Origin of the sequence: Novosphingobium ovatum (assembly GCF_009909235.1) — a bacterium.
In the GTDB taxonomy this organism is placed as follows: Bacteria; Pseudomonadota; Alphaproteobacteria; order Sphingomonadales; family Sphingomonadaceae; genus Novosphingobium; species Novosphingobium ovatum.
In genome coordinates, this window is record NZ_JAAAPO010000006.1 from 1 (window position 1) to 15,579 (window position 15,579).

Annotated in this window: 17 protein-coding genes; 10 read left to right on the plus strand and 7 right to left on the minus strand. The window is 61.8% G+C overall.

What is annotated here, in order from left to right:
* The first annotated feature begins 272 nt into the window (after nt 1-272).
* Nucleotides 273-1,421, plus strand: a complete 1,149-nt coding sequence (locus GTZ99_RS14360) for an MFS transporter (RefSeq protein WP_227711384.1) — start codon at nt 273-275, stop codon at nt 1,419-1,421.
* 186 nt (nt 1,422-1,607) lie between these two features.
* Nucleotides 1,608-2,291 carry a TetR/AcrR family transcriptional regulator gene (locus GTZ99_RS14365; protein WP_161720100.1) on the plus strand — a complete coding sequence of 228 codons (684 nt, stop codon included), beginning with the start codon at nt 1,608-1,610 and terminating at the stop codon, nt 2,289-2,291.
* Nucleotides 2,292-2,327: 36 nt separating this feature from the next.
* Here the strand turns inward: GTZ99_RS14365 and GTZ99_RS14370 are convergent, their stop codons facing one another.
* Both GTZ99_RS14370 and GTZ99_RS14375 read right to left on the minus strand, forming a co-directional pair.
* Complete coding sequence (locus GTZ99_RS14370; RefSeq protein WP_161720102.1) at nt 2,328-3,326, minus strand: sugar phosphate isomerase/epimerase family protein; 999 nt, start codon at nt 3,324-3,326, stop codon at nt 2,328-2,330.
* Between the two features lie 21 nt (nt 3,327-3,347).
* On the minus strand, nt 3,348-3,728 hold the full coding sequence (locus tag GTZ99_RS14375; RefSeq protein WP_161720104.1) for a C-glycoside deglycosidase beta subunit domain-containing protein: 381 nt from the start codon (nt 3,726-3,728) through the stop codon (nt 3,348-3,350).
* A 127-nt stretch (nt 3,729-3,855) separates the two neighbouring features.
* On the opposite strand from GTZ99_RS14375, the gene GTZ99_RS14380 reads away from it, so the two are divergent.
* Entirely contained in the window at nt 3,856-5,478 is a 1,623-nt protein-coding gene (locus GTZ99_RS14380; protein WP_161720106.1) for a GMC family oxidoreductase, read from the plus strand.
* Nucleotides 5,479-5,567: 89 nt separating this feature from the next.
* On the opposite strand, the gene GTZ99_RS14385 is transcribed toward GTZ99_RS14380, so the two are convergent.
* The 5 genes from GTZ99_RS14385 to GTZ99_RS14405 all read right to left on the minus strand — a co-directional run bounded on the left by GTZ99_RS14385 (nt 5,568) and on the right by GTZ99_RS14405 (nt 9,315).
* Nucleotides 5,568-5,912, minus strand: coding sequence for a c-type cytochrome (locus tag GTZ99_RS14385; RefSeq protein WP_161720108.1), 345 nt, complete (start codon nt 5,910-5,912; stop codon nt 5,568-5,570).
* Nucleotides 5,909-7,525: an FAD-binding oxidoreductase gene (locus GTZ99_RS14390; protein WP_161720110.1), complete on the minus strand. Its 1,617-nt coding sequence runs from the start codon at nt 7,523-7,525 to the stop codon at nt 5,909-5,911. Before GTZ99_RS14390 ends, GTZ99_RS14385 begins: the two co-directional genes overlap by 4 nt.
* Nucleotides 7,522-8,028, minus strand: a complete 507-nt coding sequence (locus GTZ99_RS14395; RefSeq protein WP_161720112.1) for a hypothetical protein — start codon at nt 8,026-8,028, stop codon at nt 7,522-7,524. The genes GTZ99_RS14390 and GTZ99_RS14395 overlap by 4 nt, the downstream gene beginning before the upstream one ends.
* 85 nt (nt 8,029-8,113) lie before the next feature.
* Nucleotides 8,114-8,839 carry an HTTM domain-containing protein gene (locus tag GTZ99_RS17070; RefSeq protein WP_320076690.1) on the minus strand — a complete coding sequence of 242 codons (726 nt, stop codon included), beginning with the start codon at nt 8,837-8,839 and terminating at the stop codon, nt 8,114-8,116.
* On the minus strand, nt 8,824-9,315 hold the full coding sequence (locus GTZ99_RS14405) for a hypothetical protein (protein WP_161720114.1): 492 nt from the start codon (nt 9,313-9,315) through the stop codon (nt 8,824-8,826). Before GTZ99_RS14405 ends, GTZ99_RS17070 begins: the two co-directional genes overlap by 16 nt.
* Nucleotides 9,316-9,848: 533 nt before the next feature.
* On the opposite strand from GTZ99_RS14405, the gene GTZ99_RS14410 reads away from it, so the two are divergent.
* The 7 genes from GTZ99_RS14410 (at nt 9,849) to GTZ99_RS14440 (ending at nt 15,388) form a co-directional block, all read left to right on the plus strand.
* A complete protein-coding gene (locus GTZ99_RS14410; RefSeq protein WP_161720116.1) occupies nt 9,849-11,204 on the plus strand; it encodes a tyrosine-type recombinase/integrase in 1,356 nt (451 codons plus the stop codon).
* 62 nt (nt 11,205-11,266) lie between these two features.
* Nucleotides 11,267-11,602, plus strand: a complete 336-nt coding sequence (locus GTZ99_RS14415) for a type II toxin-antitoxin system RelE/ParE family toxin (protein ID WP_161720118.1) — start codon at nt 11,267-11,269, stop codon at nt 11,600-11,602.
* Complete coding sequence (locus GTZ99_RS14420) at nt 11,589-11,882, plus strand: helix-turn-helix domain-containing protein (protein ID WP_161720120.1); 294 nt, start codon at nt 11,589-11,591, stop codon at nt 11,880-11,882. Before GTZ99_RS14415 ends, GTZ99_RS14420 begins: the two co-directional genes overlap by 14 nt.
* Before the next feature lie 24 nt (nt 11,883-11,906).
* Nucleotides 11,907-12,536: a hypothetical protein gene (locus tag GTZ99_RS14425; RefSeq protein ID WP_161720122.1), complete on the plus strand. Its 630-nt coding sequence runs from the start codon at nt 11,907-11,909 to the stop codon at nt 12,534-12,536.
* A gap of 96 nt (nt 12,537-12,632) precedes the next feature.
* Nucleotides 12,633-12,842: a helix-turn-helix transcriptional regulator gene (locus GTZ99_RS14430; protein WP_161720124.1), complete on the plus strand. Its 210-nt coding sequence runs from the start codon at nt 12,633-12,635 to the stop codon at nt 12,840-12,842.
* Between the two features lie 3 nt (nt 12,843-12,845).
* Nucleotides 12,846-13,094, plus strand: coding sequence for a high-potential iron-sulfur protein (locus tag GTZ99_RS14435; protein ID WP_161720126.1), 249 nt, complete (start codon nt 12,846-12,848; stop codon nt 13,092-13,094).
* Nucleotides 13,095-13,111: 17 nt separating this feature from the next.
* Nucleotides 13,112-15,388 (plus strand): phage/plasmid primase, P4 family, encoded by a 2,277-nt coding sequence (locus GTZ99_RS14440; RefSeq protein ID WP_161720128.1) that lies wholly within the window; start codon nt 13,112-13,114, stop codon nt 15,386-15,388.
* Nucleotides 15,389-15,579: the final 191 nt, after the last annotated feature.

Genomic DNA, 15,579 nt, shown 5'->3' on the forward strand with positions numbered 1-15,579 from the left:
AAAGCCCCCGCCACCAGCTCGATCTCGCGGTCCAGTTCCGCCGCAATCCGGTGCACCGGGCCAATAAATGCACCCGGACCGCCGCCAATCATCCCCATCCGTAAACGTCGCAAGGCTACCTCCCACCGGTTTAGTTTGTAATCAGAATTTTAGTTTGATAGACACAAGTCCGTCAAGCGGGAATGGGTCGGCAAGGTCCATCGATGGGAGCAGGTATGCGCTTTGCGAAACAGTTTTATCAGTCTTTGACGTTGAAACCACAGGGTTTTACGATGATCATCGCGGCGTTCCTGCCGGTATTTGCGATCATTGCCATGTTTCCGGTGGTGGGCGCGATCATCACCCATTTCAAGGACGATCCCGATGCCGCGATCAAGGTCCCGGCGATGGTCACTGCCCCAGGCTATGCCATTGCTTTACTTGCGCCTTTTGTTGGCGCGGTGGTGGATCGGTTTGGTCGGCGCCGGATGTTGCTGGCCTGCACCTTTTTCTATGGCATCGTCGGGACCGCCCCGTTTTTCATGGAAAATCTGGACTCTATCATCGCCTCGCGCATTTTGCTGGGGGTGTGCGAAGCGGGTATTCTGACCACGGTCAACACGCTGATCGCCGACTATTGGGATGACGGGAAACGTCGTAACTGGCTGATGTTGCAAGGTTTGATTGGCCCAGCCTTTCAACCGGCGGTGTTTGTCATGGTGGCGGCGGTGGCGGCGGTGCGCTGGAACGGGGGCTTTCTGGTCTATCTGGCGGCGCTGCCGATCTTTGCCGCGATGTATGTCTGGCTGTTCGAACCGGCCAAGCCCGACGCACGGGATTTTGTTGTCAATGATAGCAATATGAACGCCACTGGCCCCGCCTTTCCATGGGGTACGGCGGCCATCGTCGGGGGCATGACGCTGAGCGCATCGGTGCTGTATTATGTGTTCATCGTGAACGGCAGCATGGTGTGGCAGGAACTGGGGCTGAGCGATCCAATGGCGATCAGCACCGCCACGCTTATCCCCAGCCTGTTCATCCTGCCCGGATCAATGCTGTTCAAATTCGCATCCCGTTATAGCAGCGCGGTGCAGATCGCGATGTTCCTGACGCTGTTGGGCGCGGGTCTGGCGGGCATGGGCGCGGCCCACACCGTGTTGCAGGCGCAAATCGCGCTGACGCTGCAACAGATGGGGGCGGGCATGGCCGTGCCCGCGCTGATCGCCTGGTCGCAAACCCGCTTTGCCTTTGCCCATCGCGGGCGCGGCATGGGGGTGTGGACCAGCGCGTTCTTTCTGGGTCAGGCGATTTCGCCGATCATCGTTGGCCATGTGGCCCAAGGCGTGGGCACGATGCAGCACGCCTTTGTCACCACAGGCGCGGTGGGCGTGGGATTGGCGCTGGTCGTGCTGATCATTGGCGGGCGGCGCGCCGCCGCCTGAACGGCCACACCATCGCCGTCATGACAGGCCCCGTTGGCGCTGTGCCGGCGGGGCCTTGTTGCGTTTGCGCGCATGATGCGCAGCCTGCTGCAAATGCGCATTGCGCGGCGCGCGCCATTGCCGCTATGGGACAAGAATCATCGCCCCCTATTATTCTTATTCTGATTCCACAGGTGACCCATCGGCATGACTGACGCGACCTTTGCCCCGGCCGAGCCGCCCTCGTTCATCGATATCGTCAGCGCTGTCAGCCGCGTGCCGCAACAGGGCCGCAGCCGCGCCTCGCTGGAGCGGATGGTGACCGCCGCGCGCGAATTGATGCTGGAGCGTGGCAATGAGGACTTTACCCTGCAAGAGGTGGGCAAGCAGGGCGAGGTGTCGATCGGGTCGATCTATCTGCGGTTTGAAAGCAAGGACAATCTGGTGCGCGCCGTGCTGGCGCAGGCCTTGCAGGACCTGTCGGACGCCGAAATCGGGCTGATGTCGCGGCTGGCGGTGGCCTGCACGTCGCTGGGCAGTTTCATCCCCGCCTATGTCGATGAATATGCCGAGGTGCTGCGGGTGCATGCCCCATTGCTGCGCCTGACGATGCTGCGCGCGGAAAATGACGAATTGGTGGCCAGTCTGGGCAAGCAGGTGGCGATCCATGCGCAAAACCAGGCCACCGCCACCATCTTGCGCTATGTCCGCGAATTTGGCGATCAGCGCGACACACAGATCCGCGCCCATTCGGCGTTCCAGATCATCTTTGCCACGCTGGCGCGCCAGCTCAGCCTGGGGTCGCATGGCGAAACCGGGCTGGGGGTCAACTGGGATGTGTTGAAGCGCGAATTGAGCCGGATGATTCTGGCCTATTTGCGCGCGGAGTAAGGGGAAGGCCGCGAACGGCCCTCCCCAAAAACCGGCTTATGCGCCCGCGAAAATGCGGCGGCACATCGCCTGATGGCGGCGCACCTGTTCAAAGGCGTCGACCTGGCAATAGGCGTGGCCTTCCCATTCTGACACCAGCGTGCCGGTGAACCCGCCATCGCGGAACAGCGGCAGGATCTCCTCATAGGGGATGGCTTCCTCGACGCCCGCATCGTTCACGCCATAGAACTTGCCATGGATGTGGATGGTGCGGTCGACCAGCGCGGCCCAGCTTTGCGGATCATTGTTCGACAGGATGAAGAAGGCCAGCGTGCAGGCCTGCACATGCAGCGGCGCGAACCCTTCCTTCTCGGCCACGGCGCGCAGCTTGCCCGCCTTGACATAGGAGGCCTCGTCGCCAGCCCAGATCTCCTTGGTGATCTCGATCAGCGCTTCGGGCGTGCCAGCCGCACGGGCCGCGTCCAGCAGGCTGGGCGGGATGGCGCGGGCGGTGCCGCCAAAATCGGGGATCCAGCCCAGACGCGGCGAGTTGATCTTGTCATACATCTCGCCATATTCGACCACGGCCGGGTGGCCCGCCCACATCGGGGCGTGGACCTCGACACCCATGCGCATGTCGATCTCTTCCAGATAATCGGCCAGTTCGGGCAGCAGGTTGGGCGGGCAGGCAAACTGCGAACGGGCCAGCGAAAAGCCCAGCTTCTTGGCGCTGCGCAGCTGACGCTTGTGGTATTCGACCAGCGTGGCATCATCGATCGGCTGCTGGCCGGGCTTGAGGAAGCGGTCCGAGTTGATCGCGCAGGACACCGGGTTCAGCCCGGTTTCGGCAATCAGCGCCTTGAAGTGATCGGCAAATTCGTCCGACACATCGGGGAATTCCTTGAAGCTCTGAAAGCCGATGATCTCGATATTGGGGCCAAGGTTGCGCTTGGCCACTTCGCGCATCAGGCTGTCCAGATCAAACTGGCGCGTCAACCATTCGTTGGTAAAGGAATACAGGGTAACGCCCACTTGGGGGCCGGTAACGGCGGTCATTGTCATCTCTCCCTGATCGGCTCAACCGACGGTCAACGTGGCGGTTTGCGGGTTCACCCGCTTCATGCCGGGGATGTAGGGCGGGTTCACGTTCAGCACCAAGGTCACCTCGTGGGCGTCGCCCGGCGTCAATTGCACCTGCGGCAGCACCAGAAAGGCCGAATCGCGGATGAACCAAAAGCTGTTGGTCTGCTCGCCCATCTCGGCCAGCGGCCAGCTTTGGTCGTCATATTCCACCACCGCGTCGCTCAGATCCACAGGCGCGCCATCGATCGCCACCGAGGCCACTTCCACGGTCGAAAACGGCAGCGAGCGATACCAGGTCAGGCGCATCCCCAACCGAGCGCCGCGCGGGGTGGCAACCAACCCCTCCTCGGCAATCACGCGTTCAACAGGCAACATGGCATCCCTTTCCAGCATGTTCGAATAGAACCATGCTTCTAATTATAACTTGACAGACGGTCAAGCCCCGTGCTTAAGAAACCAGAACAACAGTTCTACTCTTGTGCGTGGGCAGGATGCAAGGCCAATGACCGACACTTTCGACTATATCATCATCGGCGCGGGCTCTGCCGGCTGCGTGCTGGCCAATCGCCTGAGCGCTGATCCGGCCACGCGGGTCTGCCTGATCGAGGATGGTGGCGACAACCAGAGCCCCTTTATCAAGATGGCTGGCGGCTTTGTGAAGATCATGGGCAAGCCGGACTATTTCCGCGTGTTCCCGGTCAAGCAGCAGCCCGGCCGCCGCAAGGAAATGCAGGCCTATGGCCGTGGTCTGGGCGGGTCGTCGGCGGTCAATGGCATGTGGTACATGCGCGGCGTCCCGGCCGATTATGACCATCTGGCCTCGCTGGGCCTGACGGGCTGGGGCTGGGACGAGATCGGCCGCTGTTTCCAGCAGATCGAAAGCTATCACGGCGCTGGCGCCCATGAGGGCCGTGGCCGCGATGGCGAATTGCAGATCACCGCCTCGACCTACAAGGGGCCGGTGTTCGACGCCATTGCCGCCGCCGCCGCAGAGGTGGGCGCGCCTTGGGCCGATGACGTCACCACCACGCAATTGCCGATGGCATCGCGCACGCAATATACCGTCAGCCGGGGTGGCCAGCGCCATTCGGCCTATGAAGCGTTTGTCGCCCCCATCCGCAACCGCGCCAACCTGTCGATCATGACCCACACCGCGGTGAAGCGCATCGCCATCGACAATGGCCGCGCCACCGGCGTTGTGGTGGAACGCGGCGGACAGGAACTGACCATCGCCACGCGCGGCGAGGTGATCCTGTCAGCGGGCGTGTTCGGTTCGCCGCAATTGCTGCAACTGTCGGGCGTGGGGCCGGGCGCGGCTTTGCAAGCATTGGGCATCACGGTGCAGCGCGATCTGGCGCGCGTGGGTCAGAACCTGTCCGATCACAACAAGATGGGCATCTCGTTCGACCTGCACAACAACCCCGGCACCAACCGCGAATTCATCGGTGCGCGGCTGTATGTCAACGCCTTGCGCTATTTTCTGACGCATTCCGGCCCGCTGGCGCGCGTTGGCCTGCCGATCACCGGCCTGGTGTCCAGCAAGGGCGTTGAGCCCAACTGGCCCGATTTCCAGATCGCGGCGGCCGCCTTTGCCATGCGCACCGTGCAGGAAATGACCACCAAGCCCGGCAGCCCGATCAGCGACCGTCCGGGCATCACCTTCTCGGCCTATCACCTGCGCCCGCGCAGCCGTGGCACCGTCACGCTCACCTCGCCCAATTTCCGCGACGCGCCGCTGGTGGATCCGGCGATCTGGACCGATCCCTATGATCAGGAAAAGTCGGTCGAGCTGTTCCACCTGCTGCGCCGCTTTGCCGGGGCGCAGGCGCTCTCGATGTATGTGGGCAATGAACGCGTGCCGGGCAACGCCACGCAGGACGATTCCGACGTGCTGGAAGCCGTGCGCCAGATGGTCGAACCGGGCCTGCATGGCATGGGCACCTGCGCGATGGGCACCGATGCAACCAACTCGGTCACCGATGCGCGCTGCCGTGTGCATGGGGTCGATGGGCTGCGCGTGGTCGATTGCTCGATCATGCCGGCCCCGGTGTCGGGCAATACCAATGGCCCGGCCATGGCCATGGCCGCGCGCGCGGCCGAACTGATCATCGCCGACGCGCGCTGATCCGCGACATCGGCGTAAACGCGAACGGCCGCGTGGGGGCAAACCCCGCGCGGCCGTTTGGGCGTCAAGGCATCGGCGTTGGGCCGCGCCTATTTCCGGGGCCGCGCCAAATAGGCGGCGATGGCGGCGATCTGGGCGTCGCTGATCTCGGTCTTGCGGAAATAGGGCATGGCGTTCACCCCGTTGCGGATGAAATAACGCAGCATGTCGCCATCCAGATCCCGCCGATCCGCCAACAGCGCGGGCATTTGCCCATCATATTTGCGCTGCAGGGCGGCGGTGCCGGGGTGGCCCGGCCCTTCGCCATGGCAGGGCGCGCAGTGATAGGTATAGAGCCGCAGACCATCAGCCACCAGTTGCGGCGCGGGTTTGGCGGGCGCGGCTTGGGCGGGCGCGGTGGCCACCAGGCCCGCGATCAGGATCAACCGCTTCATGCCCGCTGCTCCCGCAGATGCTTGGGCCATAGGCCATAGCGTCCCGCCGCGATGATGCCATTGGGGTCGGCCGCATCCTTCAGCTTTTCCTGAAAGCGCATCAACGCATGGTCGCCAAAGCTGTAGGTGGCCGCCACCGCATCCTGAAACAGCGGCCCGGTGCGATATTCGCCCCAGCCATGCTGGGCCGCCACGGTGATCAATTGCGCGAACACCTTGCGCAACCGCTGGTTCACCGCCTTGTCCGCGCGGTTGACCAGAAACACCACCACCACGACAAAGCTGTGGAACATCCATGTGTTGGGCGTGGTAAAGGGGCCGATGCGGGGCGGCTCGCCCATGTCGCGAAAGGCCTGATGCATCACCCGCTGAAACCGCAACAGCGCCGCGCCCGATTTGGGGATCACCGGGCTGAAGAACAGATGCCCGTCCGATCCGTTGGGATTGCGATCAGACCGCGCCGTCAACGCGAACGTCCCCAGCGTCGGGATGCCGAAATGCACCGGGTCATATTTTTGCGCCAGCGCGGGCGGCAATGGGGTGGGCGAAAACTCGCCATCCTCGAACGCCGCGCCGGGGATGCGGGCGGCGGCCATGCGTTTGACGGCGGCCCATTGGGCGCGCACCACCTCTGCCGGGCCATAGAAATGCAGCCGCACATGCCACCACGGCTTGCCCTTGGCCGCGCCAAAGGCGTCCAGCGCCTCCTCTGACGGGAACACGCCGCCAGCGTTCAGCGCCTGCCATTCGGGCGATCCCTGCTCGGCCGCCAAAGGGCTGGAATAGAACGGTTCGCCGCAATGGCCCTGATGCTCGATCTCGTTCACAAAGTCGATCAGCGGGCCAATGTCGGCGCGTTTGGGCACGGTGATCGCGCCGGTGCACCACGCCTCGGGCTGAGGCATCAGCCAAAAGCCCATTTTCGTGACGATGCCAAAATTGCTTTGCGCGAACAGGCCATCCACGCTGGCACCCACGCCATAGGGATATTCGGCCCATGTGTCCGATCCGGGCAGTGCCCCCATGCCGGTGCGCATCAGCGTGCCATCGGCCAGCACCACCTCCATCCCGCAATGGGCGGAAAAATGGTTGCGATAAATGCCCCATGTATCGCCCAGCCCATGGTCCAGCGCATTGCCGACCGGACTGCCCCAGCCGGGGCCGGGAACATCAATCCACACCTTCAGCCCGCGTTCCTGGATATGGGCGTACAGGTCGAAATAGGACACGCCCGGTTCGACAATGGCAAAGTGCCGTTTGTCATCCACCGCGATGACGCGGTTCATGCGTTTCAGGTCGATCACCACCGCGCCGGTCAGCGTGGGCGCCGACCCGCCATAGCCCAGATTCTTGCCCGTGGAGATCGGATAGACCGGGATGCGGTACTGATTGGCGATGCGCATGATCGCCTGCACTTCCTCGACACTGGCGGGGGCTAGCGCGGCGCTGGGGCGGCGCTCCTGCGGCTCGTCCCAGGCGGGGGAATAGGCGTCGCGGTACAGGCCCACATCGTCATCGCTGGTGAACACCCAATCTGCCCCCACCACTGTGGTGAAACTGGCCAAAGCGGCGGCGAAATCGGCGGGCGACACGCCCTGCGGGATCAGGCTCATGCCAAAAGGCTCCTGTGGGTGATGATCCAGAAACGGGGCGCGTGATCGGCGCCGGGCAAATGCGCGGGGTGCACCAAACCCGTGGGCAGCGGCGCGGGGATCGCCATATCGGCGCGATAGGGCACGTCATGCACCAGCCGATAACCCGCATCGCGCGCCAGAATGTCCAGACAAAACAGCGCATCGGGCCGCGACACGCCCATCAGCCAGCGGTTCTGTCCGTCCCAATAGGGGCGCAGGCGGGCCTGCCAGACATCGGTGACATCGCCATCAAACCGCAAGGTTTCGATCCAGTCGCGCCGCATCAGCGCGGCAAAGCCAGCGGCATCGCCCACACGCCCATCCACCAGCGCCATCATCTGCGCGGCATCGGCGGCCTGTGCGCGCAGGGCGGCGGCCCGCGCCGTCCCGCTCAGCCCGATCAACGCCGCCACCCCCGCCACGCCAAAGCCGCGCCGGTCAACCCGGCACGCTCGGTCTTGGGGCACATTCCTCTGGGCCATGGATGGCCTCTCCCATGCAGTTACGAAATCTATTTAGAATGATAGTTTTGGTTTATAGGCCTGTCAATCGCCCAGCAACCCCGGCCTAAAACAACCGGTCCTGCAACCACAGGATCGCCGGATAGGCGCAGATCCAGATCCAGAAAAACCGGTTCAACCCGAACAGGCAGGCATTGGCCGCATGGAACAGCCCCGCCACCACCAGCCCCGCGATCAGTGTTGGCCGCCACACAAACGCCAGCGGAAAGGCCAGTTCGAACCCCATCACCGCCCAGCCCATCACCCATAGCAACCGGGGGCGATTGGCCCAGCCGCGCAGATTGCCTCCCACCGGATAGGCCGAGAACAGGAACACATCACGCAGCGCCCGCCCGCTGCGCCACGCCGGGTTCACCACCTTGACCCAGCCGGACATGAAATAACACAGCACCAGCTGCATCCCCAGATAGCCGAACGCCAGCTCCTGATCGGCCACGCGCGGCAGGTAATAGGCCGCCGTCACGCACACCAGGATCAACAGACCCATCCGGTCAGCCCCGCCATTATATGGCCCATTGAAAAACGGCAGGATCGCCAGATGGTTGACCACCAGCAACGCCGTCAACACCTGTGGCGTCAGGCCCCAGAACGCCCCCCCCACGCAAACCATCAGCAACAGCGCCGACAGGCACAGGCGCGGCGCAAACAGCGCGCGCTCGGCCCGGCGGGCGGCGGGGCGCAGATGCTCCAGACTTTGCTGGAAGAACGCGGCGGCCATCATCGCCGTGGTCAACCGCGAGGCCGCCTCCAGCCCGATCATGGCACGATCCACTCTGCCAAGGGTTGCGCCGCCGAGAGATAGGCCAGCGTGCTGTCAACCTGCTCCCCCTGCCCGCGCTGTTTCAACCGGATGCGGATGCGCAGATGGTCCGCGCCCTCGATCCGTCCATGGCGGTGCAGATCGCGCGCCACGCGCAGGAACAATTCGCGCTGGCTGTGATCGATGGTGCGGGCGTCGGCCCCTTGCAGCAGCCGCTCGGCCAGGCTGACCAGATACAACCCCTCGTTCCACGAGGCGTTCCAGAACAGGCGCAGCAGCATCCGCCACCATGGTACCACCGCCGCGCGCGGACGAAAGGGATGCCAGACGGGCGCTGGATCATCGGCCCCATGGCTTAACGCGTATTCCACCCGTGGGCTGGCGCTGACGCCATCGAAAAAGCGCCATGACGGCACAATCGCGGGCAGCAACAGCCGCAGCCCGGCCAAGGGAAAGACATGACGCATCCCCGCCCTGATAGCAGCCACGCGCCTCGCCCCGCATCAGGGAACGCCCCCATTCCCGACCGACCCTGTGGCCATGGCGGGGCAGTAGGTCTTGACGGGGGACAAGACCAACGGAGGTCAGCAGCCTTACTGTGCGTGGTGCGCAGCGACTTGCTCCACTCCCGCTTTACCTTGCCAGTAAGGCCGCGCCAGAACGCCTGATCCGACTTGGTGATGGCACGGCGCAAGTCGTACACGCCATGGGGTTCACCCGGATACGCATAGGGGGCTCCATAGTGCTACGATTGTAGCAACCAACGGCAGCAAACCCTTACTTTCTGGGATTTCCCTACCCTCTCAACCACTTGGGAGAAGGTGGTGCCGCTTACGTGACTCGAACACGTGACCCCATCATTACGAATTATAGAAAATAGCCCAAAGCGCCTTGCGCCAGATTTGCTAAGTGTATGCCAATATGGCATATTTGCAATCACGAGCCATCACAAACCCTTGCTGTTTTGCTTACTGGTGCTTACTATGTGCTTACTAGTAAGCACGCCAAGGCCCACCCCATCATGCCCACCGCCCCCATCACCAAGCGCACCGTTGACGCTGCCAAGCCAGGCAGCGGGGACATATTCATTTGGGACACCAAGGTGCCCGGCTTCGGTCTCAAAGTGACGCCATCGGGTGGCAAGGTTTATGTGTTCCAGTACCGCATGGCCAACCCAGGCGCGGCGCGGGCGATGCCTGCCCGGCGGATGAATATCGGCAAGCATGGGGCCATGACGCCGGACCAGGCGCGCACCCGCGCCATTGAACTGGCGGCCATCGTCAAGCTCGGGACCGACCCTCAGCAAGAGGCCCGCGACAAGATTGCAGCAAAGGCCGAGGCCAAGCGCCAGGCTGAGGAGAAGGCCAAGCTGGAAAGCGATTTGGTCTTTGAGAAACTGGCCGAACGGTGGCTTAAGGAATATGAAATTGACCACCGCGCTACCAGCGTTGGGCAGGCCAAGGTTTCGGTGAGGAAGTACCTCACCCCCAAGCTCGCCGGTAAGCCCATGCCGCACATCACCAAGGCGGACCTGCAAGCCGCACTGGACGCCATCCCCACCAAGCAGAAGGCCACCCGCCAACAGGTGTTCGCCTATGCCTCCATTCTGTGGCGCTGGGCGCTGGAGCGTGGCGACATTGCCGACAACCCCGTGCCCAGCATGGCCAAGCCCAAAGTGCCCAAGGCCCGTGACCGGGTGTTGACGGATGATGAACTGGCCACGGTGTGGAAGGCCGCGAAGGTGTTGCGGGAGCCACTGGGTGCCTTTTACCGGCTGTTGATCCTGACTGGGCAGCGCCGCGAGGAGGTTGCGGGCATGACCTGGGCGCAGGTGGACCGCGCCACGGCAACATGGGTCATCCCAGCCGACAAGGCCAAAAACGCCGTGGCCCATATCGTGCCGCTCAGCCCAGCGGTCATGGAGGAGCTGGACCGGCTGGCGCTGGACCGCCACGTTGCAGCCAAGACGCCGGACCCTGACGCCAAACGGTGGCCCAAGGCAGGTCCGGTCATTTCCATCAAAGGCACCGCGCCGCTGAGTTGCTTTTCCCAGGCGCGCAAGGCGCTGGACGCTGAGGTGCTCAAAGTCCGTGGCGCGGCTGGCGAGCTGGAGGCATGGCGGGTGCATGATTTGCGCCGCACGTTGGCCACTGGGTTGCAGCGGTTGGGGGTGCGCTTCGAGGTCACGGAGGCGGTGTTGAACCACGTGTCCGGCGCCCGGTCCGGCGTGGCGGGCATCTACCAGCGGCACGACTGGGCGGATGAGAAGCGGAGCGCCCTGGAGGCCTGGGCTCGTCACGTGGCGGCCATCCTGACGCCAGCCGAGGCAGAGGCGGGCAAGGTGGTGGCAATCACCAGCGCGAAGCAATCAGCCTGAGCGGTATGGATGGCGGCGGCTGGCCGTTGCAAATATAACTAAAAAGTGATAAGGTGCAAAAGATGACAGGCTGGACCATTGAGGCAGTAAGCGAGGCGTTAGCCGAACTTGCCGCCATGCCTATCGACATTGCCGCGCGGTTTGAGCGCATTGTGCGGCTGATCGAAGCCAATGGCCTGCCCGCCATGCGCGAACCATATGTGAAGCATCTGGAAGGCAAGCTGTGGGAAATGCGGATGACCGGGCGCGATGGCATTGCCCGCGCCATCTATTTCACCGCCAGCGGCAAGCGGGTCATCATCGCCCGCGTGTTTGCCAAAAAGACGCAAAAGACCCCGCGCTCCGAGATTGAAACCGCGCTGCGGCGCATGGAGGCATGGACCGATGACCAAGGCTAACCCGCAATCGCTGGCCGATTTGCGCCAGGGCTGGGCGAAAGACCCCGAGTTCCAGCGGGAATTTGCCGCGCTGGAGGATGAATTTGTCATGGCGCAGACCTTCATCCAGGCGCGCACGGCGGCTGGCCTTACCCAGGCCCAGTTGGCCGAACGCATGGGCGCCAAGCAAAGCTATGTCGCGCGCCTGGAAAGCGGGCGAATGCTACCATCTGTACGCACCTTGCAGAAATTCGCCGCCGCCACCGGCACTAAGCTGCGTGTGGCTTTTGACGCGGGTTGATCAAGCGCTGAAGGTATCCGACCAATGAAGTTCCAATTCCGAGTTGAGACGCGCCCGGAATCTGCTGACACCGAAAATTGCAGGCGCCTAAGCCCCTCGGAATTGGACAGCTTCGGCAACCCTTTGGCCCCCATAACCATTGAGGTCATCACGCAAGCTGGGACTGACAACCGATATTGGATCGCTTATGCTGAGGACCTCCCAGGCTACTTTGGCGACGGCGAAACTCCTATTGTCGCCCTTTCGCGTCTCCATGCAGCATATTCGCGCAAACCCATATTTCGGACAACGGTTCGTCGGTATTCTGAAAAATCCCATAATGCTTGGATAGAGCGGTGGATTGAGGCAAATAAAGCAATTGCGAAGCTCAGAAATTCCTCCTCTCTCGCTGTGACGGATGTTGCAAAGGAATATGGAATTGGAAAGAGCCTTCTGCAAATACGCTATACCAAGATGATAAATTTTGCAGAAAGCCTTATCAAAGACGGGACTTTTAGCGGGTATGACCTGCCCTATGTCATGAAGGAGCTAACCGGTCAGGCTTGCTCCGACACTGCGATCATGGCCCTGCGAGCTACGTGGGCAGACAAACCAAAGCACAAGGTTATCCAAATGTGGGCCATTGAACGGTTTTTGGGGCTTGATGGGCACTAGACCCGATTTTGGCCCATTTGGGGGTCCCACAGACTTGTCGCCACCGCCAAAAATGTGAGTACATATGACGGCTACCAACCATTTGGAGGTAGCGTTATGACCCCTCACATTCTCGATACGGCTGGCGCGGCGGAGTATCTCGGCCTGTCCTGTCCCACCCTGGAGCGCCTGCGCCTGACCGGCAATGGCCCGCAATATGCCAAGCTCTCCCCCGGCAAACGCGGCCCCGTCCGTTATCGCCGCGATGACCTGGACGCTTGGGTTGCCTCCCGCCTGATCCATTCCACCAGCGAGGAGGCGGCCTGAGCCATGAATAATCAGACCCCCGCCACCTTTGGCAGCGAGGGCCTTGAGAAGCTTCCCGGCAATCTCAAGGCTCAGATTACTGCACCGCAGTTCGGCAGGCAAGCAGTGTGTGCAGCTTGCATTTTCTATAGCGAGCAAACGAAAGGCTTCGGTTATTGCAGGCGCTATCCGCCGACCGATGGCTTGCCCCTGACCAATGCTGCTAGTTGGTGCGGCGAATTCATTGCCTTCGACCAGAAGGGAGGCTGCTGATGCCTCTCTCCCCATCCATGGCACCGCTCGCCCGCTTTCCGCGCTGGATTAACTGGCGCCTTGTGCAAGACGCGCACCGCCCCGGCAAGCCGCGCAAAATCCCTATCAACCCTCGCACGGGTCAGCCTTGTGGGGCTAACGACCCTTCCGCCTGGTGCTCATACGATGAGGCGGAAGCTGCCGCTCGGCGTAGCGGGGATCGGATGGGGTTTTGTTTTGTTCAGGGTGACGGGCTCTTTTTCCTCGACCTAGATAACTGCCGGGACCCGGTGACTGGCGAGCTTTCCATCATCGCGCAAAAATTGGTCAACGTCTGGGATGGGCAAGCCGCCATTGAGGTGAGCCAGAGCGGTCGCGGACTGCACATTTTTGGGTGGGCATCTGTCATCCCAGAGCACGCCTGCAAGAATACGGACCTTGGCTTGGAATTGTATCACAAGGACCGCTTCGTAGCGTTCACGGATGACCGGAGCATGGGCACCCTTGGGGGCGTGGACGTGAGTAACACTTTGGCCAAGATCATCGCAGCTCTTTTTATTCCGGCGTCCACTCAACACGTTCAGGCGGATTGGGGCCTAGAAGATAAAGGCGTCGCCCCGGACGACGCATTGTTGCTGGAAACTATGCTCTGCTCACGATCTGCCGCCAGCACCTTCGGCAACAAGGCGCCGTTTGCGGCGTTGTGGGTGGCCGATGCTGACGCTTTAGCGAAGGCCTTTCCTAGCCAGAACGGCTATGACCCGTATGACCGCTCCAGTGCCGATGCGGCGCTTGCTTGTCATTTGGCTTATTGGTGCGGTAGCGATCTGCCGCGCATTGAACGCTTTATGCGCGAAAGCGCGTTGTTGCGGGAGAAGTGGGATGAACGTCCTGACTACCTGCACCGGACCATTTCGCACGCGATCAGTGTGGTTGGGGCGCGGGCGCGGCCTCTTCATGGGCATTTGGCGGCCCCGGCTAACCATGGGCTCATCGGCGAAGCCCTTCCCGTCCTTAGCAGTTCAGTGGATGCGGAGGTCAGCGAGGATGCCATCGCTGAGGCATTCAAAGCTGAATATGCGGGTGGCATGAAATTCGACCATCAGCGTGGCAAGTGGTTCGTTTATGATCCTTTGAGCCATTGGGTGCGGGATGATCGCAGGGGGGCATTCCATCGCGCCCGTTTGGCCTGCCGAGCCATGGGGCGGGGGAAGCGCTTGCTTGGCAAGGCTTCTACTGCGGAGGGCGTCGAAAAACTCCTGCGGGCCGACCCTGTGTTTGCCGTGACCTCGGACGTTTGGGATAGGAGCCCCATGCTCCTTGGTGTTCCTGGTGGGGCTGTGGATTTGCGCACTGGGGAGCTTCTTCCGGCCAGCCCTGAGCACATGATTACCAAAACCACATCGGTGGTGCCCGCTCCGGGGCTTCCGCTGCTTTGGCTGCGGGTCCTGGCGGAACTGTTCCCTGGCGACACCGAACTCGTTTGCTTTCTCAAACGCTTTTTCGGCTACGTGCTTACCGGCTCCACACGGGAACACGCACTTCTGTTTTTCCTTGGGCCAGGCGGTAACGGCAAATCCACTGTCTTGAATGTGCTGACCAAAATGTTGGCAAGTTATGCCGCCACCGCGACCATGGAAACCTTCATGGCCACCAGCCAAGACCGCCACACAACCGATCTTGCGATGCTGCAAGGACCCCGCCTTGTAACGGCCAGCGAAACGGAAAGCGGAAAGTTCTGGGCCGAGGCGCGCCTCAAGGCGTTGACCGGCGGCGATCCCATCACCGCGCGTTTCATGCGCCAAGACAACTTCACTTTCCCGCCTCAGTTCAAATTGATCATTGCGGGCAACCACCCTCCGCGTTTGCGCAATGCCGATGACGCTATGCGCCGCCGCCTGTTTATCGTCCCATTTTTGGTGAAGCCAAACGCGCCTGACCCGAAATTGGAGGAGAAACTCCAGGCGGAGCTTCCTCAAATTTTGGCATGGTGCATCGAAGGGGCGCTTGAGTGGCAGCGTGAGGGGCTTAACCCGCCACAATCCGTACGACTGGCATCCGAAGAGTATTTCGAGACCCAAGACATTTTTGGCCAGTGGCTCACTGAAAAATGTGAATTGGCTGTCACTGCACGGGGGAAGCCCGACCCGCTTTTCCAGAGTTGGGCTGCTTATGCCCAAAAGGTTGGATTTGCACCAGGCGACACGCGGGCATTTGCTGACAGTCTCAAGGCTCGTGGGTTTGGCAAGCAAAGATCAAATGGGCAAAAATATTACACGGGCCTCGCCTTGAAAGTGGAAGGCCTTGTCAATTGAATGATCACAGGGGGGGATAGTGTTGTCATTTTTGATTTCCTCCCCCACATCAAGGGTGATAAAAAGGAATACCTCACCCTATCCGCCCCTTCACCTTTGGAAGGGCCGTTTTCCCCAACCTGAAAATGTGCCGATAACCAGTTCGTTATCCGCTACGAGAATTTATAAAATGGCCGATTTTCGGGGTTTTT

Excerpts from the sequence above, each read along its gene's own strand:
- GTZ99_RS14410 (WP_161720116.1), top strand. The coding sequence starts at position 9,849 with ATGCCCACCGCCCCCATCACCAAGCGCACCGTTGACGCTGCCAAGCCA.
- GTZ99_RS14360 (WP_227711384.1), top strand. The coding sequence starts at position 273 with ATGATCATCGCGGCGTTCCTGCCGGTATTTGCGATCATTGCCATGTTT.
- GTZ99_RS14430 (WP_161720124.1), top strand. The coding sequence starts at position 12,633 with ATGACCCCTCACATTCTCGATACGGCTGGCGCGGCGGAGTATCTCGGC.
- GTZ99_RS14385 (WP_161720108.1), bottom strand. The coding sequence starts at position 5,912 with ATGAAGCGGTTGATCCTGATCGCGGGCCTGGTGGCCACCGCGCCCGCC.
- GTZ99_RS14395 (WP_161720112.1), bottom strand. The coding sequence starts at position 8,028 with ATGGCCCAGAGGAATGTGCCCCAAGACCGAGCGTGCCGGGTTGACCGG.
- GTZ99_RS14435 (WP_161720126.1), top strand. The coding sequence starts at position 12,846 with ATGAATAATCAGACCCCCGCCACCTTTGGCAGCGAGGGCCTTGAGAAG.
- GTZ99_RS14370 (WP_161720102.1), bottom strand. The coding sequence starts at position 3,326 with ATGACCGCCGTTACCGGCCCCCAAGTGGGCGTTACCCTGTATTCCTTT.
- GTZ99_RS14425 (WP_161720122.1), top strand. The coding sequence starts at position 11,907 with ATGAAGTTCCAATTCCGAGTTGAGACGCGCCCGGAATCTGCTGACACC.
- GTZ99_RS14365 (WP_161720100.1), top strand. The coding sequence starts at position 1,608 with ATGACTGACGCGACCTTTGCCCCGGCCGAGCCGCCCTCGTTCATCGAT.
- GTZ99_RS14380 (WP_161720106.1), top strand. The coding sequence starts at position 3,856 with ATGACCGACACTTTCGACTATATCATCATCGGCGCGGGCTCTGCCGGC.
- GTZ99_RS14390 (WP_161720110.1), bottom strand. The coding sequence starts at position 7,525 with ATGAGCCTGATCCCGCAGGGCGTGTCGCCCGCCGATTTCGCCGCCGCT.
- GTZ99_RS14420 (WP_161720120.1), top strand. The coding sequence starts at position 11,589 with ATGACCAAGGCTAACCCGCAATCGCTGGCCGATTTGCGCCAGGGCTGG.
- GTZ99_RS14440 (WP_161720128.1), top strand. The coding sequence starts at position 13,112 with ATGGCACCGCTCGCCCGCTTTCCGCGCTGGATTAACTGGCGCCTTGTG.
- GTZ99_RS14375 (WP_161720104.1), bottom strand. The coding sequence starts at position 3,728 with ATGTTGCCTGTTGAACGCGTGATTGCCGAGGAGGGGTTGGTTGCCACC.
- GTZ99_RS14415 (WP_161720118.1), top strand. The coding sequence starts at position 11,267 with ATGACAGGCTGGACCATTGAGGCAGTAAGCGAGGCGTTAGCCGAACTT.